The sequence below is a fragment of the Rhodococcus sp. GA1 genome, from assembly GCF_024321955.1.
Lineage (GTDB): Bacteria > Actinomycetota > Actinomycetes > Mycobacteriales > Mycobacteriaceae > Rhodococcus > Rhodococcus pyridinivorans.
Genome location: NZ_CP097186.1, coordinates 4,705,797 through 4,728,236, shown reverse-complemented (window position 1 = coordinate 4,728,236; position 22,440 = coordinate 4,705,797). Strand labels below are relative to the sequence as shown.

Here is a 22,440-nt window from a genome sequence, read left to right as displayed (position 1 = left end):
CTATCGGATGATGCATACGCGGTGATGATTGTCAGCGTTCCACCCATGAGCAACCGTGTCCCACGATCGGGGACAATCGGTCTCTGGCCGCACACCACACCCGACTGTTCGGGGTGTGTGGGCAGATGCTCCTTAGAAAGGAGGTGATCCAGCCGCACCTTCCGGTACGGCTACCTTGTTACGACTTCGTCCCAATCGCCGATCCCACCTTCGACGGCTCCCTCCCACAAGGGGTTAGGCCACCGGCTTCGGGTGTTACCGACTTTCATGACGTGACGGGCGGTGTGTACAAGGCCCGGGAACGTATTCACCGCAGCGTTGCTGATCTGCGATTACTAGCGACTCCGACTTCACGGGGTCGAGTTGCAGACCCCGATCCGAACTGAGACCGGCTTTAAGGGATTCGCTCCACCTCACGGTATCGCAGCCCTCTGTACCGACCATTGTAGCATGTGTGAAGCCCTGGACATAAGGGGCATGATGACTTGACGTCGTCCCCACCTTCCTCCGAGTTGACCCCGGCAGTCTCCTGCGAGTCCCCACCATCACGTGCTGGCAACACAGGACAAGGGTTGCGCTCGTTGCGGGACTTAACCCAACATCTCACGACACGAGCTGACGACAGCCATGCACCACCTGTCTACCGGCCACAAGGGAAACCACATCTCTGCAGTCGTCCGGTACATGTCAAACCCAGGTAAGGTTCTTCGCGTTGCATCGAATTAATCCACATGCTCCGCCGCTTGTGCGGGCCCCCGTCAATTCCTTTGAGTTTTAGCCTTGCGGCCGTACTCCCCAGGCGGGGCGCTTAATGCGTTGGCTACGGCACGGATCCCGTGGAAGGAAACCCACACCTAGCGCCCACCGTTTACGGCGTGGACTACCAGGGTATCTAATCCTGTTCGCTACCCACGCTTTCGCTCCTCAGCGTCAGTTACTGCCCAGAGACCCGCCTTCGCCACCGGTGTTCCTCCTGATATCTGCGCATTTCACCGCTACACCAGGAATTCCAGTCTCCCCTGCAGTACTCGAGTCTGCCCGTATCGCCTGCAAGCCCGCAGTTGAGCTGCGGGATTTCACAGACGACGCGACAAACCGCCTACGAGCTCTTTACGCCCAGTAATTCCGGACAACGCTCGCACCCTACGTATTACCGCGGCTGCTGGCACGTAGTTGGCCGGTGCTTCTTCTCCCACTACCGTCACTTGCGCTTCGTCATGGGTGAAAGAGGTTTACAACCCGAAGGCCGTCATCCCTCACGCGGCGTCGCTGCATCAGGCTTGCGCCCATTGTGCAATATTCCCCACTGCTGCCTCCCGTAGGAGTCTGGGCCGTGTCTCAGTCCCAGTGTGGCCGGTCGCCCTCTCAGGCCGGCTACCCGTCGTCGCCTTGGTAGGCCATTACCCCACCAACAAGCTGATAGGCCGCGGGCTCATCCTGCACCGAAAAACTTTCCACCCCTCGCCATGCAGCAAGAGGTCATATCCGGTATTAGACCCAGTTTCCCAGGCTTATCCCAGAGTGCAGGGCAGATCACCCACGTGTTACTCACCCGTTCGCCACTAATCCACCCAGCAAGCTGGGCTTCATCGTTCGACTTGCATGTGTTAAGCACGCCGCCAGCGTTCGTCCTGAGCCAGGATCAAACTCTCCGTTGAAGACTCACAATCACCCCGAAGGGGCAATCAGTCAAAGACAAAAGAGTCAAATCACTAGCATAAAAACTCAAACTAGCTCAAACACTGACCATCCCAGACGGAAGAATGAGACGATCAGCAAATACCCACCCCATCCGAACTGATGGAGCGGAGTACCAAATAATATTGGCACTGACATTCATCGGCACACTGTTGAGTTCTCAAAGAACACGCACACATCATCACGTTACCGGACACCTGTCCGGCTCGCTCCGAGGCAACCGTTCCAAGCTATCACGTCCGATTTCAGGGCCGCAAATCGCTGCTTTCCCGTTCTCTTCTGTGAGAGCCGATCGATGCGACATCGAACATGCCTGTTTCCGAACCTCTCGGTCCGGCGGGCTGTTCGGTGTCGCTCGAACGACGACTAAGTTACGCCGACGCTAACGCGCCGTCAAACCCGCTGGTCAGGGGCTCGCCAGCGTCGGCAAAGGCCTCAGTCGCGGACGACTCGCACACCGGCGAAGTTCCGCTTGCCCCGACGCAGGACGAGCCAACGTCCGTGCAGCAGCTCTCCGTCGCGCGGGGTCCACTCCTCCGAGGCGATGCGGACGTTGTTGACCGACGCGCCGCCTTCCTTGATGGTGCGACGCGCAGCTCCCTTGCTCTCGCACAGCCCCGACGCGACGAGCAGGTCGATGATCGTGTCCGGCTCGCCGGCGCGGAGCTCCGTCACGGACGCCTCGGTCAGGGCGGCCGCGAGCGTGGGCTCGTCCAGCTCGCCCAGCTCGCCTCGCCCGAAGAGGGCGCGGCTGGCCAACTCGACCGCTGCGGTGTTGTGCGCTCCGTGCACGAGCGTGGTCATCTCGGCAGCGAGTCGCTTCTGGGCCTCCCGTGCGTGCGGACGCTCCGTGGTGGCGGTCTCGAGTTCGGCGAGTTCGTCCTTGTCGAGAAAGGTGAACCAGCGCAGGTACTTCATGACGTCGGCGTCGGCAGCGTTGACGAAGTACTGGTACCAGGCGTACGGGCTCGTCATCTCCGGGTCGAGCCACAAGCTGCCACCACCGGTGGACTTGCCGAACTTCTTGCCGTCGGACGAGGTCACGAGCGGGACGGTCAAGGCGTGCACACTCTCGCCGTCGGTACGGCGGTTGAGCTCGACGCCGGCGATGATATTGCCCCACTGATCGGAACCACCGACCTGCAGCGCACATCCGTACTCGCGGCGGAGCTGCACGTAGTCGTTGGCCTGCAGGAGCATGTAGCTGAACTCGGTGTACGAGATGCCGTCACCTTCGAGGCGGCGCTTGACGGTGTCGCGGGCGAGCATCACGTTGATCGAGAAGTGCTTCCCGATGTCGCGCAGGAAGTCGATCGCGGACAGCTTTCCGGTCCAGTCGAGGTTGTTCACGACCACGGCTCCCGTCGGGGAGTCGTCGAAGTCGACGAACCGCTCGAGCTGCCCACGGATCCGCCCTGCCCACTCGGCGACGGTGTCGGCGGAGTTCATGGTGCGCTCCCCCACGTCCCGCGGGTCACCGATCATGCCGGTCGCGCCACCTGCGAGAACGATGGGCCGATGGCCGGCGCGCTGGAAACGCTTGAGTGCGAGGAGCGGAACGAGGTGACCGGCGTGCAGGCTCGGGCCGGTCGGATCGAAACCGGCATAGAGGGTGATCGGACCCTTGTCGAGTTCGCCTCGAAGTGCGTCGAGATCGGTCGATTGCGCGATGAGCCCGCGCCAGGTCAGTTCGTCGAGAATGTGCTCAGTCACCGTTCGATCATCCCATCACGCTCGAGGCGCAGCGGGCGCGCGTGGGCTGCGCCGGTACGCGGAGACCCCGATCGCCCCGGGAACCCACAACCGCCACGGTCTGTCGGCCGCCACGCTGATCCCCACCCGCGGTCCCCGCGCGGCCTCCCCGACCAGCGGTTCGGCCGGGAGTTCCACCCGCACCCGAGCGTCGGAACCATCCACGTCGATGCCGTTGTCGGCCAGATCGAGACCGAGCGAAGCAGCGAGATTGCCCGGACCGCGCGCAAGGTTCGCGAACGGCGTGCCGGACGTGCGCCGGGAACGGACGGCCTGCTCCCCCGCGATCACCTCACCACCGCGCAACAGCACCGCCGCAGCGGTGCCGTCGGGACCGAGGGAGACGTTCGCGCAGAAGTGCAGTCCGTAACTGCGGTAGACGTACAGATGTCCCGCTGGTCCGAACATGACCGAATTGCGCGGGGTCGGTCCGCGGTACGAGTGCGCGGCGGGGTCCGGCCACGGTCCGTCCTCGGGGCCGCCGTAGGCCTCGACCTCCGTCAGCAGGACGGCGGTCTCCCCCACTCGGATGGTTGCTCCGAGCAGCGCTTCGGCGGCCTCGACCGGATCGAGTCTTTCGAGTTCGCCGCGGACGGATCGATGATTGCGGCTCAGTCGGTGCTCCATCCGGCGACACCGCGCGCGGTGAAGTCCTCGTGCTCGGCGTCGCTGACCTCCCGCGCCTCGTCGACGAGGAGGACGGGAATACCGCTCTCGATCGGATACGCCCGCCGCAGTCGCGGGTTGTACAGGACGGCGTCGTCGACGAGAAGCAACGGCCCCTTGTCCTCCGGACAGGCCAGAATGCTCAGCAACGTGGGATCGACAGCCACGGATGTCCTTTCGAAGGGCGGAACCGAACCGGACCCAGGCTACCGCGCCCCGGCGGGCGAACCGGCCGTGCCCGCCTTCCACGCCGTGGCCACGGCTTTGGTGAACCGCTTGTACGTCCCGGTGTCGGGGTTCAGGTACCAGGTACGGACGGTGGGCACGGGCAATCCCTGTTCGCGCAGACGATCGGCGGACGGGCGATAGGACGGGCCCAACGGGATGTCGGGCACGACGTGCACGAGATCGGGTCGCTCGTCGGCCGGGACCGAGTCGAACGCCGCAGTGATCTCCGCGGCCGTCGGTGCACGGTTGCCCCGCAGCGAGCAGCCGGCCACTGCGATGTCGCGACCTCCCACCGAGATGCCGTAGGCGACGGCGAGATCGACACGCGGGATCGCTTCGAGCACGTCCGCCACGCTCTGGGTGAAAACCGGGCCGTGGAAGGTGGGAATCACCGTCGCCCGACTGTCGAGCAACCAGTAGTCGCCGTCGTCGTCGCGTCGGAACAGGTTGTCGGTGGGCACCCACACGTCGCCCGGTTCGAACACGCCGCGCATCACACCGGTGATTGCCGAGGCTGCGGGACCGGGTCTGCCGAGCAGCAGTCCGACCTCGCCGACCTGAGCCTCCCGCACGAAGCCGCGTTCGTCCTCCACGAGTCGGCCGACGCCGGCGTCGTAGGCAGCGAGGCGCACATCGGCGCTACCGGGCAACGGCCGGCCCTTCGAGCCGATCTTCGAACCGGAGACGTTCGCGAGCACGACGTCGCCCTCGGTCGACGCGTAGAACTCGAGAACCCGGGCGGGCCCAAACCGGTCGAGCGTGCGGCGCCACAGGCCCGGTGGCATGCCGGAACCGATGAACAACCGGATGGGATGGATGGCGTCGATGTGCAGCGACGGGCTGTCGAGCACCTCACGCATCATCGACCAGGTATAGGTGACGACGGTGACGCCGTAGCGGTGCACTTCGTCGCTGAAGAGCGACGGATTCAACCCGCGCGACAGTGCGATACGCGCCCCGCCCGCGAGCGCCCCGCCGAAACTGACCAGCAGACCGGACGAATGATGCAGGGGCGCAAGGCAGTACATGGTGTCACCGCGGCCGAGCGAGGCGGCGGTGGCGGTACCGAAGGCCGACAGCGCCCACCGGTAGTTGGTGACCCGCCGCACCGCGAGCGTGTCGCCACCACCGGAGAACAGGATGAATGCGAGTTCGCGCGCGAGTCCGGGATCGGGGACGTACCAGCCCGGCAGTTGCACGGAGGAGATGTCGAGTCGTTCGAGATCGACGACGTCGGCGCCGGGCTCGACGTCGAGGTCGCGGACGTCGCCGCCGCCGAGGACCAGCACGGGAAGACCGGTCGCGACGGCCGCGTCGAGGTTCTCGGGATCGGCGACGATCTTTTCGACACCGCCCAGTCGCACGGCCTCGGCGATGTCCGGTCCCGGCGGGATGAGGGCGGAGACGGCGCCGAGGCGGGAGATCGCCGCGACCGCCGCCATTGCGCTGGGGCGCACGTCCATGAGGATGCCGACGTGCATCGCGGGACGGATGCCGTTGTCGGCGAGCCCGAGGACGACGTTGTCGATCCGCCGGTTGACGGCCTCGAAGGTGTAGACCCGGTCCTCGAAGATGAAGCACTCCCGCTTCGGCGACTTGCGGCCGATCTCGGCGAGCAGACCGCCGACGGAGATGCGGGTGCGCGGCTGGATCTGCCCGAGCCGCGCGAGGCGGGGAAGGGCGCGGGCGGCCTCCCCGGTGAGATCGCGTGCGCCGCGGACGGCACCGACCGCGATCCCCGCGAGCCCCTTGCCGAGATCGGTCCCGACGTCGGCGAGCGTTGCGGCCGTGTGCGTGATGCGGGATGCGACCGAGACGCCCGTGCCCTCGTCGGTGGGGTTCGGCACCGCCATCGGCGCGATGCCGACGGGCCGGTCCCCGACGCCCTCGCGCCACTGCACCCATTCCCCGACCGACGGCCACGTCTGCTGGCCGGCGACACTGCCCACGACGAGTCCGAAATGACCTGCGCGCAAGGTGTATTCGTAGACCTCCGCGCGGGGTGCGGCCTTGCGGATGCCGCGCACGGCGAGCGGTTGCCCGATGTCGTCGACCTCGCCGACGACTGCGAGGACGGGACAGGTGATCTCGGCGAGGCTCACGGCCCGGTCATTGATGACGAACCCACCGCTGACCATGCGGTTGTGGGCGATGAACTGGCGCAGTACCTCCGCGACGGCGGGACCGGACCACGCCACCCATCCCTCGGTGTCGAGGAATCGGCGCTGCGGCTCGCGCGGCAACAGCGCCTCCCGGTCGTGGAGCTGGAGCAGGAAGTCGATGCGCGATCGCAGCGTCTTGACCGGATCGAGCAGCTGGAAGCCGGTGCGCGCCATCCATCCGGTGATCGCGAGGCGGTTGAAGACGTGGTCGGCAAGGAAGTCGGCGGAGTGGGTCGCGACGATCTCCGGGATCCCGAACGGCAGGGCGGCGAGGGTGTCGACCGGGCTGCCGAAGGTGATCAGGCTCGCGATGCCGCGGCTGCGCCGATAGGCCGCGACCTGATAGCAGAACATGCCACCCTGCGAGTATCCGCCGAGATGCACGTCGCGACCGGTGTAGGCACGGACGCAGTCGACGACCTCGTCGAGGGCGAGGATGTGATCGGTGAGGGTGCGCTTCCAGCCGCCCTCCTCCTGGTCGGGCGATCCGAAGTCCACGACCCACGGATCGAGACCCGCTTCGTGGAGGCTGCCGACGGCGCCGGCGTCACGGGTGACGTCGTACACCTCGGCGGACACCATCATCGGTGGTACGAGAACGACGGGGATGCCCGTGGAGGCGGTGTCGGATTCGGGGAAGTACCGGCGGAGCCGGTACATGGAGGTGCGCTCGACGACCTGATAGGGCGACGACGACCGGCCGGGTTCGAGGCCACCGAAGCGCAGGACTTCGAGACCGTTCTGGGCAGTGGCGACGAGCCGTCGCACCGACTCGGTCACTACATCGGCGTCCAGTCCCACGGTCCGTTCCCCTTCTCGACGATGTATCCGCACCGGTCCCCGGCACCTGCGGTTCTACACCGGTACCCGCTGCATGCCGAGAGTATGTGCCAGCCTGCCACACGGCCCTCACCGTCCCGGGCAACTCGGGGTGTGCCCGGGACGGCAGGCGTGTCAGTCGCGAACCCGGTCGCGCAGTTGTGCCGCGGCGTCGCGCACGCGGCCGAGTTGCTCGGCCACCCGCACGCCCGCGGTGCCGCCGCGAGCGTCGCGCGAGGCGATGGAGCCTTCGACGGTGAGCACTTCCCGCACCTGCGGGGTCAGTGCCGGATCTACACCGGCCAACTCCTCGTCTGTGAGGTCCTCGAGGCCGGCTCCGCGGCCTTCGGCGACCCGCACGCACGCCCCGGCCGCCTCGTGGGCGACGCGGAACGGCACACCCTGGCGGACCATCCACTCGGCGATGTCGGTCGCGAGGGTGAATCCGGCGGGTGCGAGCTCGGCCATGCGCTCGGTGTGGAAGGTCAGCGTCGAGACGAGCCCTGCGATCGCCGGGAGCAGCAGCTCGAGCTGTGCGACGGAGTCGAAGACCGGCTCCTTGTCCTCCTGCAGGTCGCGGTTGTAGGCCAACGGCTGCGCTTTGAGCGTGGCCAGCAGACCGGTGAGGTTGCCGATGAGGCGACCGGCCTTACCGCGGGTGAGCTCGGAGACGTCCGGGTTCTTCTTCTGCGGCATGATCGACGACCCGGTCGACCATTCGTCCGCGAGGGTGACGTACCCGAACTCGGGGGTGCTCCACAGGATGATCTCCTCCGCCATGCGGGAGAGGTCGACGGCGATCTGCGCGAACACGAACGCCGCTTCTGCAGCGAAGTCGCGGGAGCTGGTGGCGTCGATCGAGTTGTCCGCCGCCGAGTCGAAGCCCAGGTCGGCCGCAATCGCGTCGGGGTCGAGACCGAGCGACGATCCGGCGAGCGCTCCCGACCCATACGGCGAGACCGCCGCACGCTTGTCGAAGTCGCGTAACCGGTCGACGTCGCGCAGCAACGGATGCGCATGGGCGAGCAGGTGGTGCGCGAGCAGCACGGGCTGCGCCGCCTGCAGGTGCGTCTTGCCCGGCATGACGGCATCGGGGTGCGCCGCGGCCTGGTCGGCGATCGCATCGACCACATCGAGGACACCGTCGGCGATGCGCCGCGCGCTGTCGCGCAGCCACATGCGGAACAGCGTCGCGACCTGGTCGTTGCGGGAGCGGCCCGCGCGGAGCCGGCCGCCGACCTCGGGGCCGACCCGTTCGATGAGTCCCCGTTCGAGCGCGCCGTGCACGTCCTCGTCGGACTCGGCGGGGCCGAACGCACCGGAGGCCACATCGGCGGCGAGACGGTCGAGGCCGTCGAGCATCGTGGCGAGGTCGTCGTCGGTGAGGAGTCCGGCGCGGTGCAGGACCTTGGCGTGGGCCTGGGAGGCGCGCACGTCGTACGGGGCGAGCGCCCAGTCGAAGTGCGTGGACTTGCTCAGCGCCGCCATGGCGGCGGCCGGTCCGGATGCGAACCGGCCGCCCCACAGGGCACCTTCGTTGGTGCCGTGAGCCGTCATGACTACAGGCCCAGATCGCGCTTCGCGGCGACCTTCGACGACAGGCCGTGGATCTGCACGAAGCCCTTGGCGTTGGACTGGTCGAAGCTGTCACCCTCGTCGTAGGTGGCGAGGTTGAAGTCGTACAGCGACTCGGGGCTGCGACGGCCGTTCACGGTGATGTGTCCGCCGTGGAGCACCATGCGGATGTCGCCGGTGACGCGCTCCTGAGTGTTCTTGATGAAGGCGTCGAGGGCGGTCTTCAGCGGCGAGTACCACAGGCCGTCGTACACCAGCTCGCTCCAGCGCTCCTCGACGCGACGCTTGTAGCGGCCGAGTTCGCGCTCGAGGGTGACGTGCTCGAGTTCCTGGTGCGCGGTGATGAGGGCGATGGCGCCGGGGGCCTCGTAGATCTCGCGGCTCTTGATGCCGACGAGGCGGTCCTCGACCATGTCGAGGCGGCCCACACCCTGAGCGCCGGCGCGACGGTTGAGTTCCTGGATGGCCTCGAGGACGGTGACGTGCTTGCCGTCGATCGCGACGGGGCGACCGGCCTCGAAGCTGATGATCAGCTCGTCGGGGGCCTGCCAGTGGGCGGTGGGGTCCTCGGTGTAGTCGTAGACGTCCTTGGTGGGGGCGTTCCACAGGTCCTCGAGGAAGCCGGTCTCGACGGCGCGGCCCCAGACGTTCTGGTCGATGGAGAACGGCGAACGCTTGGTGACGTTGATGGGCAGGCCGTTCTCCTCGGCGAAGGCGATGGCCTTCTCACGGGTCCAGGCGTAGTCGCGGACCGGTGCGATGACCTGGAGGTCGGGTGCGAGGGCGCCGAAGCCGACCTCGAAGCGGACCTGATCGTTGCCCTTACCGGTGCAGCCGTGGGAGACGACGGTGCCACCGTGCTCGCGGGCGGCCTGCACGATGTGCTTGACGATCAGCGGGCGGCTGATGGCCGAGACGAGCGGGTAGCGATCCATGTAGAGCGCGTTGGCCTGGACGGTGGGCAGGCAGTACTCGTTGGCGAACTCGTCCTTGGCGTCGACGACGATCGATTCGACGGCACCGCAGTCGAGGGCGCGCTGACGCACGACCTCCATGTCCTCGCCACCCTGGCCGAGGTCGATGGCCACGGCGACGACCTCCTTGCCGGTCTCCTTGCCGATCCAGCTGATGGCGACGGAGGTGTCCAGCCCGCCCGAATAGGCGAGTACGACGCGTTCGGCCATTGTCTTTGTGCTCCTTCGTATTTCGACGTGCGTCTATGAGTGGTAGGTCAGGCGAGTGATTCGATTTTCGCGGCCAGTTCGGCTCCCGTCGTCGGTTCGCGGGCGATGACCGCGATGGTGTCGTCGCCGGCGATCGTTCCGACCACCTCGGGTAATGATGCCCGATCGAGTGCACTGGCCAGATAGTGCGCCGCCCCCGGCGGGGTGCGCAGCACGGCGATGTTGCCGCTGGAGTCGGTGGACACCAGCAGTTCGCCGAGCAACCGGGACAGGCGGTCGGTGCCTCCGGTCACGCCGCGCACAGGGCTGCCGTCCTCCGGGACGACGTACACCCCGGCGCCCCCATCGGCCGCGCGGAGCTTGACGGCGCCGAGTTCCTCGAGGTCGCGGGACAGGGTGGCGGTGGACACCTCGATGCTGTCCTCGGCGAGGAGTGCGGCGAGTTCGGTGTGGCTGCGCACCGGGTGCGCGGCGAGGAGTGCGACTATGCGGGCCTGCCGCGCCGCGCGCGTCGGCGCCGTCGCCGCACTGTCCGCATGGTTCGCCGCGGTGCTCACGGTCAGCTCCGGCTCTGCTCGAGCAGCCACACCAGCAGGGCCTTCTGTGCGTGGAGGCGGTTCTCGGCTTCGTCCCACACCACAGACCGCGGTCCGTCGATGACCTCGGCGGTGATCTCCTTGCCGCGGTAGGCCGGCAGGCAGTGCAGCACGATCGCGTCGGTGTCGGCAAGGGAGACGAGGTCGTCGTTCAGCTGGAACGGCCGGAAGGGTGCCTCGCGATCCTTGCCGTCGTCCTCCTGCCCCATCGACACCCAGGTGTCGGTGACGAGCACATCGGCGCCGCTGGCTCCGGTACGCGGGTCGTCGGTGACGGTGACGCTGCCGCCGGTCTCCTCTGCCCGTGCGCGGCTCGCGTCGACGACCTGCGAGTCGGGGGTGAACCCGGCCGGGGACGCGATGGTCACGTGCATGCCGGCGGTGACGCCGCCGAGCATCAGCGAGTGCGCCATGTTGTTGGCGCCGTCGCCGAAGTAGGTCATCCGCAGGCCCGCGGTGGCGCCCTTGTTCTCGCGGATGGTCTGCAGGTCGGCGAGGACCTGGCAGGGGTGGAAAGTGTCGGTGAGCGCGTTGACGACGGGCACGGTCGAGTGCTCGGCGAGCGTCTCGATGCGGTCCTGGCCGTAGGTGCGCCACACGACCGCTTCGGTGAACCGGGAGAACATCCGGGCGGTGTCCTCGAGGGTCTCACCCTTCCCGATCTGGGTGGAGCCGGTGTCGACGACGACGGCGTGCCCGCCGAGTTGGGCGATGCCGGCGTCGAAGGAGAAGCGGGTGCGGGTGGAGGTCTTGTCGAACAGCACGGCGACGCTGAGGGGCCCTTCGAGGGGGCGGCGGGACAGCGGCGCCTTCTTCAGTTCGGCGGCGAGTTCGAGCACCTCGGTCTGTTCGGCCGGGGTGAGGTCGTCGTCGCGCAGGAAATGGCGGAGCACGGGTCGTCAGTTCCCTTCCCGGTCGGCGGTGTCGAGGACGGCGGGCAGCGCCGTCACGAAGCTCTCGGCCTGCTGTTCGGTGAGGATCAGCGGGGGCGCGAGGCGGATCACGTCCGGTGCGGCGGCGTTGACGAGGAAACCGGCCTCGCGGGCGGCGGTCTCGACGGCCGGCGCCTTCGCGGCGGTGAGGACGACACCGAGGAGCAGCCCGGAGCCGCGCACGTGCGAGACGAGCGGGTGCCCGAGTTCCTCGATGCCGGCGGCGAGGGTCTTCCCGACGGTGTTCACGTGGTCGAGCAGGTTGTGCTCGTCGATCGTGCGCAGCACCGCGAGGGCGGCCGCGGCGCACACCGGGTTGCCACCGAAGGTGGTGCCGTGCTTGCCGGGCCGGAACAGCTCGGCGGCCGGACCGGTGGCGAGGACCGCACCGATGGGCAGTCCGCCGCCGAGGCCCTTGGCGAGGGTCATCACATCGGGGGTGATGCCCGCTGTCTGGTGGGCGAAGAAGGTACCGGTGCGGGCGATACCGGTCTGGACTTCGTCGAGCACGAGCAGGGCGCCGCGTTCGGTGGTGATGCGACGCGCGCCGGCGAGATAACCCTCGGGCGGGACGACGACGCCGGATTCGCCCATGATCGGTTCGAGGAAGACGGCGGCGGTGTTCTCGTCCACCGCGGCCTCGAGGGCGTCGAGGTCGCCGTAGGGCACGAACTCGACGCCGGCGGGCATCGGTTCGAAGGGGGCGCGCTTGTCGGGCTGGCCGGTCAGGGCGAGGGCGCCCATGGTGCGGCCGTGGAAGGCCTTCTCGCACGCGACGATCCTCGGCCGTCCGGTGAGCCGGGCGATCTTGAAGGCCGCCTCGTTGGCCTCGGTGCCGGAATTGCAGAAGAAGGCGCGGCCCTCGTGACCGAAGCGATCGAGGAGCTTCTCGGCGAGTTCGAGCACCGGCGGCGAGGCGTACAGGTTCGACACGTGGCCGAGCTGGTTCAGCTGGGCGGTGACGGCCTCGATGATCGCCGGGTGGCGGTGGCCGAGGCTGTTGACGGCGATGCCGCCGAGCAGGTCGAGGTACTGCTTGCCGTCGGCGTCGGTGAGCACGGCACCGTCGCCCGCGACCAGCGCGACCTTGGGCACGCCGTAGTTGTTCATCAGCGAACCCGCCCAGCGCTGCTGGAGGTCGGACGTGCCGGTCATGCGGGGCCTTCCTTCTCGGAGGACGGCACCACCATGGTGCCGATGCCTTCTTCGGTGAACAGTTCGAGGAGCACGGAGTGCGGCTGGCGCCCGTCGATGACGTGCGCGGTGGGCACTCCCCCCTGAACGGCGCGCAGGCACGCCTCCATCTTCGGGACCATGCCGGAGTCGAGCGACGGCAGCAGCGCGGTAAGCGCGTCGGCGTCGATCCGCGAGGTGAGCGAGCTGCGGTCGGGCCAGTTCGTGTAGAGGCCTTCGACGTCGGTGAGCACGACCAGCTTCTCCGCGCCGAGCGCTTCGGCAAGGGCGGCCGCGGCGGTGTCGGCGTTGATGTTGTGCACCACGCCGTCGGCGTCGGGCGCGATCGTGGAGACGACGGGGATGCGCCCGGCGGCGATGAGGTCGAGCACCGCGCCGGGGTCGACGCTGGTGACGTCGCCGACGAGCCCGATGTCGGTGGCCTCGCCGTCGACGACGACCGTGCGGCGGGTCGCGGTGAACAGTCCGGCGTCCTCGCCGGAGGTGCCGACGGCGTAGGGGCCGTGGCTGTTGATCAGGCCGACGAGTTCGCGTCCGACCTGCCCGAAGAGCACCATCCGCACGACGTCCATGACCTCGGGGGTGGTGACACGGAAGCCGCCGCGGAATTCACCTGCGAGGCCGAGTCGCTCGAGCATGGCGTTGATCTGCGGGCCGCCGCCGTGCACGACGACGGGGTGGATGCCGACGGTGCGCAGGAACGCCATGTCGGCGGCGAAGGCGGTCTTGAGGGTGTCGTCGATCATGGCGTTGCCGCCGTACTTGACGACGACGATCTTGTCGCGGAACTTCTGCAGCCACGGCAGGGCCTCGGCGAGGACGAACGCCTTCTGGTGCGAGGTGAGGTCGGCGATCAGTGCGTCGGTCACGTCGTCTCCTGTGTTCGTTCCGGTCACGACGAGTACGCCGAGTTCTCTTCGACGTAGGCGTGCGAGAGGTCGGTGGTGCGGATGGACACCTGCGCGTTGCCGAGGCCGAGGTCGATGTCGAGTGCGATGTCGGCCGCGGACAGGTCGACCTCGCGGGCGCCGGGCGCACCGACACCGTCGATGCACACCGGGTTGCCGTTGAACGACACGGAGATCTTGTCGGGGTCGAGTTCGATCGGGGCGATGCCGATGGCGGCGAGCACGCGGCCCCAGTTTGGGTCGGAGCCGAACAGTGCGGTCTTGACGAGGCTGTCGCGGGCGACGGTGCGGGCACCGATCAGGGCGTCGTCCTCGCTGGCGGCGCCGCGGACGGTGACGGTGACCCGCTTGGTGACGCCCTCGGCGTCGGCCATCATCTGCTCGGCGAGGTCGTCGCACACGGCGAGGACGGCGGCGTTGAGCTCGTCCTGGCTCGGGGTGATCCCGCTCGCGCCGGAGGCCAGCAGCAGCACGGTGTCGTTGGTGGAGGTCGCGCCATCGACGTCGAGGCGGTCGAAGGTGAGCCGGGACGCGTGGCGCAGCGCGGTGTCGAGCTGATCGGCGGTCGCGACGGCGTCGGTGGTGACCACGCACAGCATCGTCGCCAGGGCGGGGGCGAGCATGCCGGCGCCCTTGGCCATGCCGCCGACGTTCCACTTGTCGGCGTGGTGCAGGGCGGCCTGCTTGGGCACGGTGTCGGTGGTCATGATCGCGTAGGCGGCGTCGGTGCCACCGGAGATGCCTCCGGCGAGTTCGTGGACGATCTCCTGCACCCCGGAGAGCACCTTGTCCATCGGCAGACGGTCGCCGATCAGGCCGGTCGAGCACACGGCGACCTCACCGGCACCGGTCTCGGTGCCCCAGTTGCTCAGGGCGTCGGCGACGGCCTCGGCGGTGGCGTGGGTGTCCTGGAAACCACCGGCGCCGGTGCACGCGTTGGCGCCGCCGGAGTTGAGGATCACCGCGCGCAGGCTGCCGGACTTCAGCACCTGCTGGGACCACAGGACGGGGGCGGCCTTGACCTTGTTGGTGGTGAACACACCGGCGGCGGTGAGTTCGGGGCCCTCGTTGACCACGAGCGCGAGGTCCTGTCTGCCCGAGACCTTGATGCCGGCGGGGATGCCGGCGGCCCGGAAGCCGGCGGGACTGGTGACACCCTGGGTGCGGATCAGGCGTCCCCCGGCGATCTCGGTGGCGCCGGTGTAGACGTCGTCTGCGTACTTGTTCTCGGTCACGGAGCCACTCCCACGGTGGACAGGCCGGCGGTCTCGGGCAGGCCGAGTGCCAGGTTCATCGATTGCACGGCGGCACCGGCGGTGCCCTTGGTGAGGTTGTCGAGCGCGGCGACGACGATGAGCAGTCCGGCGTCGGTGTCGACGGTGACGGCGATCTGGACGGCGTTCGAGCCGACCACCGCGCCGGTGGCCGGTAGTGCGCCTTCCGGCAGCAGCTGCACGAACGGTTCGTCGGCGTAGGCCTTCTCGTAGACGGCGCGGGCCTCGGCGGCGGTCACCGTGGTCGGTGCGGTGCAGGTCGCGAGGATGCCGCGCGGCATGGGCGCGAGGATCGGGGTGAACGAGACCTTCACGTCGGTGTCGGCAAGAGCGGAGAGGTTCTGCTTGATCTCCGGGGTGTGCCGGTGGGCGCCGCCGACGCTGTAGGCGCGGACCGAGCCCATGACCTCGGAGCCGAGCAGCTCGACCTTCGGGGACTTCCCGGCGCCGGAGGTGCCGGAGACGGCCACGACGTTCACGACGGGTTCGACGATGCCGGCGGCGACGGCCGGTGCGAGTGCGAGCAAGGCGGAGGTCGGGTAGCAACCGGGGACCGCGATGCGGGTGGCCCCGACGAGGGCGTCGCGCTTGCCGGGCAGCTCGGGCATGCCGTAGGGCCAGGTGCCGGCGTGGTCGCTGCCGTACCAGCGCTGCCAGTCGGCGGCGTTCTCGAGCCGGAAGTCGGCGCCACAGTCGATGACGACGGTCGTCTCGGGCAGCTGCTCGGCGATCACGGCGGAGTGGCCGTGCGGCAGGCCGAGGAAGACGACGTCGTGCCCGAGCAGGGTGTCGATGTCGGTGGCGCCGAGCACGCGGTCGGCGAGCGGCAGCAGATGGGGATGGAACTCGCGCAGGGTGGCGCCCGCGTTACCCCCGGCGGTGAGCGCGCCGATGACGAGCGAGCCGTCCTGGTAGGCGGGGTGGCCGAGGAGCAGGCGCAGGATCTCGCCGCCCGCGTAGCCGCTGGCGCCGGCCACGGCGACCCGTAGCGGCGACTCGGAGGTGGCGGTGAAGTCCGGTGAAGTACCCATACGAATGATTATGCACCCTCATGCAAATCATTTCATAGGGGGTGTCCCTTTCGGAGGATTCACTCCGAGCGCAACGACCGCCGGATCTCCGCGAGCCGGTCGGCAGCGGCCGCCTTGCGCTCCTCGTACTGCTCCTCGAGCGTGCGACCCGCACCCGTCGCGTGCGCGAGTTCCTCCGCGCCGAGCGCGGTCGCCGAACGCTGTTCGATCTTCTCACGCACCGATTCGAAGGTCGGCACCCCGTCCGCGGTGTATCCGGTGATCTCCTCGATCGTCGGTGCGCGGACCGGGCCGTCGACGGATCCGGTGTCGACGACACCCGGTTCGACGATCTCGGCGTCGTGGACCTGAGCGTCGTGGACGTCTTCCTCGCGTGGGGTCACGTCGGGATCGGGGCTCGGCTCCGGGTCGATCGGCGGCACGTCCGGGATGTCCGGGGCCGGGGGAATATCCGGCACCGTCGGCGTCTCCGGCCCGGCCGGGGTCACGTCGGGGACGGGCTGCTCCGGCTTGTCGGGCTCCTGGGGAGACGGCACCCGGCCGGCTTCGTCCTTGCTCATGCCTCCAGGCTACGTCGCTCGGCTGCCACTGAGTCCTCTTCGGCGCGAACCTGCAGATACGCCTCGAGGGCCTCCCGGCTCGTGTACCGCAGGGGCACACCGAGTTCCTCACGCAACCGCCGGTTGTCGAGCACCGGACGGTACTGCAGGAAGGCGACCCGCTCCGGGCCGTGCTCGGTCGATCCCCACGCGCGCCCGATCCTCAGGGCGAACTTCAGGACCGCGGCGGGCACCGTGAGAGTCTCGCGGTTCGTCATCGCGGCGATCTCGGGCACGGTGACCGTCGAGGTGCCGTGGGCGGGCGCCGACCTGGGGAAGCTGCCCGGCGTCGCGTCGATCCGCACCCACGTGGTCTCGGAATGGTTCACCGAGGGCGGGGCGTGGCGGCTGAACGCGCTCGGTCCGGGAGAGCGAGGGGAACTGACGTCGGGCTCCCGGCGGGTGGGTGAGCGGCGCGGACGCACGACGATCTCCGCCACCGATCGCGCGATCCTGTCGGCGCTCGCGGTCGACGGCCGCACCCCGATGCGCACCCTCGCGGAGATCGCCGGGCACATCCTCGACCGGGCGGTCCGCAAGGTCACCACGGTCCCGCCCGAGGTGTGGCTGCCGGGCGGGGACGCGGGCGGCTCAGGCGCGTAGTTCGGCACCGACCGCGGTGGCCGCGGCGGCCACCGCTGCCTCGCGGGCGGCGCTGGCCTCGTCCTCGGTGAGGGTGCGATCGAGGGCGCGGAAGCGCAGCGCGAACGCGAGGGACTTGCGGTTCTCCCCCAGCTGGGCGCCCTGATAGACGTCGAACAGACGGATGTCCTCGAGCAGCTCGCCGCCACCCGAGCGCAGGGCGCTCTCGACGTCGGCGGCCGGCACATTCGCGTCGACCACGACCGCGACGTCCTGCAGGACCGCCGGGAACGGCGAGACCACCGGCGCCGGAAGCGATTCCACGATCGGTAACGCGTCGAGGTCGAGTTCGAAGGCGCACGTGCGTGCGGGCAGACCGGCCCGTTCGATCACCGCGGGATGCAGTTCACCGGCGTGGCCGACGACGACCCCGTCGACAAGCAGTTCGGCGCAGCGGCCGGGATGCCAGGGCAGGTACTGCGCGGCGCGGCGCTCGAGGCGCACCCCGGCGGCACGTGCCACGGTCTCCGCGGCGGCGAAGGCATCGAAGGCATCGGCGGCGCGTCCCGTGCCCCACGGCCCGGCCGGTTCGCGCAAACCGGCGAGCACACCACCGACGTGGACCGGCTGCTTCGGCAGCGACCCTTCGAGCAGGGCGATCTCGTCGTCGGTGGGACGACGGTCGACCGGGAGCGCGTCGACCGGCTTGGTCTCGGAAGTGGGATGCACGACCTGCGCGATTGCGTAGAGCGACAGGTCGCGCTGGCCGCGCGAGACGTTGCGGCCGAGGATCTCGAGCAGGCCCGGCAGCAGCGTGGTGGCCAGCTCCGGACGATCGGCTTCGAGGGGGTTGAGCACCTTGGTGGTCACCCGGCGCGGGTCGTCGGCGTCGAGCTTCCAGGTATCGAACACGCCGGCCGGCAGGAACACCGGAGCCAGGACCTCGACATAGCCGTCGTGGGCGAGCGCGCGGGAGACGGCGCGGCGGCGCTTCTGCGTGGCCGTGAGACCGCGGCCGGCGGGAGCGGTGGGCAGCACCGACGGGATCTGCTCGAGGCCTTCGAGGCGCAGCACCTCCTCGACCAGGTCGGCAGGCTGACGCAGGTCGGGGCGCCAGGTCGGCGGGGTGACGACGAGCTGGCCGTGGCCGTCCTCGCCGACACCGACCTCGACCGCGCATCCGATCTGCGTGAGACGGCGGGCAGCGGTGCCGTTCGGGTAGCTCACCCCGGCCATGCGGTCGGGCAGGTCGATGTCCATGCGGATCGTCGGACTCTCGGTGGGCACGACGATGTCGGTGAGGGTCGACTCCACGCGGCCGCCGGCGATCTCGACGAGCAGGCTCGCGGCCCGGTCGAGCGCGGCGCGGGCCAGGGCCGGATCGACGGTGCGCTCGAAACGCTTGCCGGCCTCGCTGCTGACCTTGTGCCGACGGTTGCCGCGGAAGACGGCGAGCGGATCCCAGGCGGCGGCCTCGAGCAGCACGTCGGTGGTGCTGTCGCCGACCTCGGTGGTCGCGCCGCCCATGATGCCGGCGAGGGAGATCACCCCGGAGTCGTCGGTGATGACGACGTCCTCCGGATCGAGATCGCGCTCGACACCGTCGAGGGTGGTGAGCTTCTCCCCTGCCCGGGCGCGTCGCACGACCAGCTCACCCTGCAGGCTGGCGGCGTCGAAGGCGTGCAGCGGCTGGCCGAGTTCGAGCATGACGTAGTTGGTCACGTCGACGGCCGGGGAGATCGGGCGGACACCGGCGGTGTGCAGGCGGCGCTGCATCCACCACGGGGTGACGGCCTTCGGGTCGATGCCGGTGACGCGGCGTGCGGCAAACCGGGTGGCCTTCGTCTCGGACTCGAGCCGGATCGGGTAGGCCTCCCCGCCGTCGGACGGCAGTGCCGGCACGGCCGCGGGATCGGCGAATTCGAGGTCGAAGCCGCACGCGAGTTCGCGGGTGAGGCCGCGGACGGAGAAGCAGTATCCGCGGTCGGGGGTGATGTTCAGTTCGACGACGGTGTCGCCGAGACCGAGCAGATCGTTGGCGTCGGTGCCGGGTTCGGCCGTGCCGGGCTCGAGCACGAGGATGCCGGAGTGGTCCTTGCCGATGCCCAGCTCGGACAGCGAGCAGATCATGCCGTCGGAGATGTGCCCGTAGGTCTTGCGCGATGCGATGGCGAAGTCGCCGGGAAGCACGGCGCCGGGCAGGGCGGCGATGATGAGGTCGCCCTCGGCGAAGTTGCGGGCACCGCACACGATGCCGCGCGGTTCCTCCTCACCGACGTCAACCTTGCAGAAACGGATGGGCTTCTTGAATTCGGTGAGCTCGGTGATCTCCACGACCCGTCCGACGACGAGGTTGTCGATGCGGCCGAGGGTCTCGATGTCCTCGACCTCGAGTCCGACCCGGACGAATCCCGCGTCGAGTTCCTCGGCGGTGACGTTCCACTCCGGGGTGGCGCGCTGCAGGATCTCGGTCAGCCAGGACTGCGCTACTCGCACTTGTGCTCAGCTCTTTCGTTCGGTCGTCGGTCGGTGGAGTCGGTGTCGGGAGCGGGCTGTCAGCCCTGAACGCCGAACGGCAGGGTGAAGCGCACGTCGCCCTCGACGATGTCGCGCATGTCGGGGATGCCGTTGCGGAACTGCAGGGTGCGTTCGAGGCCCATTCCGAACGCGAACCCGGTGTACACGTCGGGGTCGATGCCCGAGGCCCGGAGCACATTGGGGTTGACCATGCCGCAGCCGCCCCACTCGACCCAGCCGGCGCCGCCCTTCTTGTTCGGGAACCACACGTCCACCTCGGCGGACGGTTCGGTGAACGGGAAGTAGTTCGGGCGCATCCGGGTGCGGGTCTCCGGCCCGAACAGCGCCCGCGCGAACGCGTCGAGGGTGCCGCGCAGGTGCGCCATGGTCAGGCCCTTGTCGACGGCGAGACCCTCGACCTGCGAGAAGACCGGGGTGTGGGTGGCGTCGAGTTCGTCGGTGCGGAAGGTGCGGCCGGGGCACACGACGTAGATCGGGATGTCGCGGTGCAGCATGGTGCGGACCTGCACGGGCGAGGTGTGGGTGCGCAGCACCTGCCGCGAACCCTCCGGGGCGATGTGGAAGGTGTCCTGCATCGTGCGCGCCGGATGGTCGGGCAGAAAGTTCAGGGCGTCGAAGTTGAAATGCTCGGTCTCGACCTCGGGGCCTTCGGCGACCTCCCAGCCCATCGCGACGAAGACGTCGGCGACCTCGTCGGAGATGATCGAGATCGGGTGGCGGGCGCCGAGCGCGCGGCGGGTCGCGGGAAGGGTGACGTCGACGGCTTCGGCGACGAGGACCGCGGCGTCGCGTTCGGCCTGCAGCACGGCCTTGCGGTCGTCGAAGGCGGCCTGCACGGTGGTGCGGTGGGCGTTGACCCGCTTGCCGGCGTCGGCGCGCTCGTTGCCGGGCAGCGAGCCGAGGGCGCGCTTGGCGAGGGAGATGGGCGCCTTGTCGCCGAGGTGGTCGATCTTCGCCTGGGCGAGTTCGTCGAGGTCGGTCGCAGCGGCGAACGCGTCGATCGCGGACTTCTCGGCGGCGGTGAGCGCGTCCTCGGTCAGGGCGCTCGGATCGACTGCCGGCGGGGTCCCGCCCTCTTTCTTGGCCACGACCGGTGCATCTCCTTCTTCGGACGAACGGGTGATCTCGGTGGGTGCGGTCCGGGCCGGAGGCCGCGGCGCACCCGGGAAATCCTATGTGATGGGCCGAGCGGCCCGATGTTGCACCCGCGCGCTCGCATACAGGCAGATCGAGGCGGCGGTGGCGAGGTTGAGCGATTCGGCGCGTCCGCGGATGGGGATGCGGACGCGGTGGTCGGCGCGGGCGGCGACCTGCGGATCGAGTCCGTGGGCCTCGTTGCCGAACAGCCACGCGGTGGGCGCGGCGAGCAACTCGTCGGCGTCGTCGAGGTCGATCTCCCCGTCGGCGGCCGTCGCGAGGATCTGCACGCCGGCCTCGGCGAGCGTGGCCAGTACCCGGTCGGTGTCGCGTTCGCGCGCGACCGGCAGGTGGAAGATGCTGCCGGCCGAGGAGCGCACGCACTTGCCGTTGTGCGGGTCGACGCTGTCGCCGGCGAGGACCACGGCGTCGGCGCCGACGGCGTCGGAGACGCGGATGAGGGTGCCGGCGTTGCCGGGTTCGGCGACCGCGACGGGCACGGCGAGCAGCCGCGACCGCGGGGTCACCGCTTCGGCGAGCGGCACGTCGAGGGTGTCGCACACGGCGACGAGGCCGGGCGGGGTGACGGTGTCGGACAGCCGGGCGGCGGCCCGCTCGGTGACGATCCCCACGCGCACACCCTTGTGGCGTGCTTCGTCGACGACCGTCGCGTACCGGCCGGCGGCCGCCTCGGTGACGAATAGTTCGTGCACGCGTGCAGCGGCGAGCGCCTCGGTGACGGAGTTCTCACCCTCGGCGAGGAACCGCCCGGTCTTGCGACGCTCGGCGGTCCGGAGCAGTTTCACAGCAGAAACGACCCGTGGTGTGCGCTCGGTGAGCGTGTCCACGGGTCGTTCCTGGATGTTGTCGTAGCTCAGGGCAGCACTCAGGCAGCCGGAGCGTTGACGTCGGCCGGAAGGGCAGCCTTGGCGACGGCCACGAGGCCGGCGAAGGCTTCGGCGTCGGAGACGGCGAGCTCGGCGAGGATCTTGCGGTCCACCTCGACACCGGCGGCCTTAAGGCCCTGGATGAAGCGGTTGTAGGTGATGTCGTTGGCGCGGGCAGCAGCGTTGATGCGGCTGATCCACAGCTTGCGGAAATCACCCTTGCGGGCGCGACGGTCGCGGTAGGCGTAGGTCAGCGAGTGAAGCTGCTGCTCCTTGGCCTTGCGGTACAGACGCGAGCGCTGTCCGCGGTAGCCCTTCGAGGCCTCGAGAATCGAACGACGCTTCTTCTGGGCGTTGACGGCCCTCTTCACGCGTGCCACTGGTTATGTGTCCTGTCAGAGTTCGGGGGACGAACGAGGTGTCCCCGGATGGATCGGTCGGAGAGGCTCAGAGCCCGAGCATGCGCTTGACGCGCGGAGCGTCGGCATCGGCGACGACGGCCTTGCCGTCGAGGCGACGCGTCACCCGCGAGGACTTGTGCTCGAGCAGGTGGCGGCGACCCGCCTTCTGGCGCAGGACCTTTCCGCTACCGGACACCTTGAATCGCTTCGCGGTGCCGCTGTGGGTCTTCGACTTGGGCATGGAGTCCTCAGTTCTTGTCGTGTGCGTACATCGGTG

The 22,440-nt window shown here is 68.9% G+C and carries 20 protein-coding genes and 1 rRNA gene; 1 reads left to right on the top strand and 20 read right to left on the bottom strand.

Features of this window, described 5'->3' with window-relative positions:
* Positions 1 to 136: 136 nt before the first annotated feature.
* The 15 genes from M3330_RS22105 to M3330_RS22035 form a co-directional block, all read right to left on the bottom strand.
* A 16S ribosomal RNA gene (locus M3330_RS22105) occupies positions 137 to 1,658 on the bottom strand.
* A 475-nt stretch (positions 1,659 to 2,133) separates the two neighbouring features.
* Positions 2,134 to 3,411 (bottom strand): tyrosine--tRNA ligase, encoded by a 1,278-nt coding sequence (tyrS, locus tag M3330_RS22100; RefSeq protein WP_006554820.1) that lies wholly within the window; start codon positions 3,409 to 3,411, stop codon positions 2,134 to 2,136.
* 15 nt (positions 3,412 to 3,426) lie between these two features.
* Positions 3,427 to 4,077 (bottom strand): DNA-3-methyladenine glycosylase, encoded by a 651-nt coding sequence (locus M3330_RS22095; RefSeq protein ID WP_039584039.1) that lies wholly within the window; start codon positions 4,075 to 4,077, stop codon positions 3,427 to 3,429.
* Positions 4,062 to 4,283, bottom strand: a complete 222-nt coding sequence (locus tag M3330_RS22090; protein ID WP_039584036.1) for a Trm112 family protein — start codon at positions 4,281 to 4,283, stop codon at positions 4,062 to 4,064. Before M3330_RS22090 ends, M3330_RS22095 begins: the two co-directional genes overlap by 16 nt.
* A gap of 39 nt (positions 4,284 to 4,322) precedes the next feature.
* Complete coding sequence (locus M3330_RS22085; protein ID WP_255026366.1) at positions 4,323 to 7,307, bottom strand: AMP-binding protein; 2,985 nt, start codon at positions 7,305 to 7,307, stop codon at positions 4,323 to 4,325.
* A 153-nt stretch (positions 7,308 to 7,460) separates the two neighbouring features.
* Positions 7,461 to 8,882 (bottom strand): argininosuccinate lyase, encoded by a 1,422-nt coding sequence (argH, locus tag M3330_RS22080; RefSeq protein WP_006554816.1) that lies wholly within the window; start codon positions 8,880 to 8,882, stop codon positions 7,461 to 7,463.
* Between the two features lie 2 nt (positions 8,883 to 8,884).
* Positions 8,885 to 10,084 (bottom strand): argininosuccinate synthase, encoded by a 1,200-nt coding sequence (locus M3330_RS22075; RefSeq protein ID WP_006554815.1) that lies wholly within the window; start codon positions 10,082 to 10,084, stop codon positions 8,885 to 8,887.
* A 47-nt stretch (positions 10,085 to 10,131) separates the two neighbouring features.
* Entirely contained in the window at positions 10,132 to 10,671 is a 540-nt protein-coding gene (locus M3330_RS22070) for an arginine repressor (protein ID WP_006554814.1), read from the bottom strand.
* On the bottom strand, positions 10,644 to 11,573 hold the full coding sequence (argF, locus tag M3330_RS22065) for an ornithine carbamoyltransferase (RefSeq protein ID WP_006554813.1): 930 nt from the start codon (positions 11,571 to 11,573) through the stop codon (positions 10,644 to 10,646). Before argF ends, M3330_RS22070 begins: the two co-directional genes overlap by 28 nt.
* Before the next feature lie 6 nt (positions 11,574 to 11,579).
* A complete protein-coding gene (locus M3330_RS22060) occupies positions 11,580 to 12,767 on the bottom strand; it encodes an acetylornithine transaminase (protein WP_255026362.1) in 1,188 nt (395 codons plus the stop codon).
* Complete coding sequence (gene argB / locus M3330_RS22055; RefSeq protein ID WP_006554811.1) at positions 12,764 to 13,702, bottom strand: acetylglutamate kinase; 939 nt, start codon at positions 13,700 to 13,702, stop codon at positions 12,764 to 12,766. The genes M3330_RS22060 and argB overlap by 4 nt, the downstream gene beginning before the upstream one ends.
* Complete coding sequence (gene argJ / locus M3330_RS22050) at positions 13,699 to 14,949, bottom strand: bifunctional glutamate N-acetyltransferase/amino-acid acetyltransferase ArgJ (protein ID WP_019289635.1); 1,251 nt, start codon at positions 14,947 to 14,949, stop codon at positions 13,699 to 13,701. Before argJ ends, argB begins: the two co-directional genes overlap by 4 nt.
* Positions 14,946 to 16,019, bottom strand: a complete 1,074-nt coding sequence (gene argC, locus M3330_RS22045) for an N-acetyl-gamma-glutamyl-phosphate reductase (protein ID WP_006553970.1) — start codon at positions 16,017 to 16,019, stop codon at positions 14,946 to 14,948. Before argC ends, argJ begins: the two co-directional genes overlap by 4 nt.
* Before the next feature lie 59 nt (positions 16,020 to 16,078).
* Complete coding sequence (locus M3330_RS22040) at positions 16,079 to 16,579, bottom strand: PspA/IM30 family protein (RefSeq protein WP_255026360.1); 501 nt, start codon at positions 16,577 to 16,579, stop codon at positions 16,079 to 16,081.
* Positions 16,576 to 16,836 carry a hypothetical protein gene (locus tag M3330_RS22035; RefSeq protein ID WP_200886467.1) on the bottom strand — a complete coding sequence of 87 codons (261 nt, stop codon included), beginning with the start codon at positions 16,834 to 16,836 and terminating at the stop codon, positions 16,576 to 16,578. Before M3330_RS22035 ends, M3330_RS22040 begins: the two co-directional genes overlap by 4 nt.
* On the opposite strand from M3330_RS22035, the gene M3330_RS22030 reads away from it, so the two are divergent.
* A complete protein-coding gene (locus M3330_RS22030) occupies positions 16,814 to 17,221 on the top strand; it encodes an AsnC family protein (RefSeq protein WP_175427974.1) in 408 nt (135 codons plus the stop codon). The genes M3330_RS22035 and M3330_RS22030 overlap by 23 nt on opposite strands.
* Here M3330_RS22030 and pheT read toward each other — a convergent pair.
* The 5 genes from pheT to rpmI form a co-directional block, all read right to left on the bottom strand.
* The gene (gene pheT / locus M3330_RS22025) at positions 17,210 to 19,696 is read right to left on the bottom strand and encodes a phenylalanine--tRNA ligase subunit beta (protein ID WP_094980406.1); all 2,487 of its coding nucleotides are present in this window, start codon (positions 19,694 to 19,696) and stop codon (positions 17,210 to 17,212) included. The genes M3330_RS22030 and pheT overlap by 12 nt on opposite strands.
* Before the next feature lie 59 nt (positions 19,697 to 19,755).
* On the bottom strand, positions 19,756 to 20,826 hold the full coding sequence (gene pheS / locus M3330_RS22020) for a phenylalanine--tRNA ligase subunit alpha (RefSeq protein WP_024101130.1): 1,071 nt from the start codon (positions 20,824 to 20,826) through the stop codon (positions 19,756 to 19,758).
* Between the two features lie 84 nt (positions 20,827 to 20,910).
* On the bottom strand, positions 20,911 to 21,723 hold the full coding sequence (locus M3330_RS22015) for an RNA methyltransferase (RefSeq protein ID WP_006553976.1): 813 nt from the start codon (positions 21,721 to 21,723) through the stop codon (positions 20,911 to 20,913).
* Between the two features lie 38 nt (positions 21,724 to 21,761).
* A complete protein-coding gene (gene rplT / locus M3330_RS22010) occupies positions 21,762 to 22,142 on the bottom strand; it encodes a 50S ribosomal protein L20 (RefSeq protein ID WP_006553977.1) in 381 nt (126 codons plus the stop codon).
* 67 nt (positions 22,143 to 22,209) lie between these two features.
* Positions 22,210 to 22,404, bottom strand: coding sequence for a 50S ribosomal protein L35 (rpmI, locus tag M3330_RS22005; RefSeq protein WP_006553978.1), 195 nt, complete (start codon positions 22,402 to 22,404; stop codon positions 22,210 to 22,212).
* Positions 22,405 to 22,440: the final 36 nt, after the last annotated feature.

Excerpts from the sequence above, each read along its gene's own strand:
- M3330_RS22095 (WP_039584039.1), bottom strand. The coding sequence starts at position 4,077 with ATGGAGCACCGACTGAGCCGCAATCATCGATCCGTCCGCGGCGAACTC.
- argH (WP_006554816.1), bottom strand. The coding sequence starts at position 8,882 with ATGACGGCTCACGGCACCAACGAAGGTGCCCTGTGGGGCGGCCGGTTC.
- M3330_RS22075 (WP_006554815.1), bottom strand. The coding sequence starts at position 10,084 with ATGGCCGAACGCGTCGTACTCGCCTATTCGGGCGGGCTGGACACCTCC.
- M3330_RS22060 (WP_255026362.1), bottom strand. The coding sequence starts at position 12,767 with ATGACCGGCACGTCCGACCTCCAGCAGCGCTGGGCGGGTTCGCTGATG.
- argC (WP_006553970.1), bottom strand. The coding sequence starts at position 16,019 with ATGGGTACTTCACCGGACTTCACCGCCACCTCCGAGTCGCCGCTACGG.
- M3330_RS22040 (WP_255026360.1), bottom strand. The coding sequence starts at position 16,579 with ATGAGCAAGGACGAAGCCGGCCGGGTGCCGTCTCCCCAGGAGCCCGAC.
- M3330_RS22035 (WP_200886467.1), bottom strand. The coding sequence starts at position 16,836 with ATGACGAACCGCGAGACTCTCACGGTGCCCGCCGCGGTCCTGAAGTTC.
- rpmI (WP_006553978.1), bottom strand. The coding sequence starts at position 22,404 with ATGCCCAAGTCGAAGACCCACAGCGGCACCGCGAAGCGATTCAAGGTG.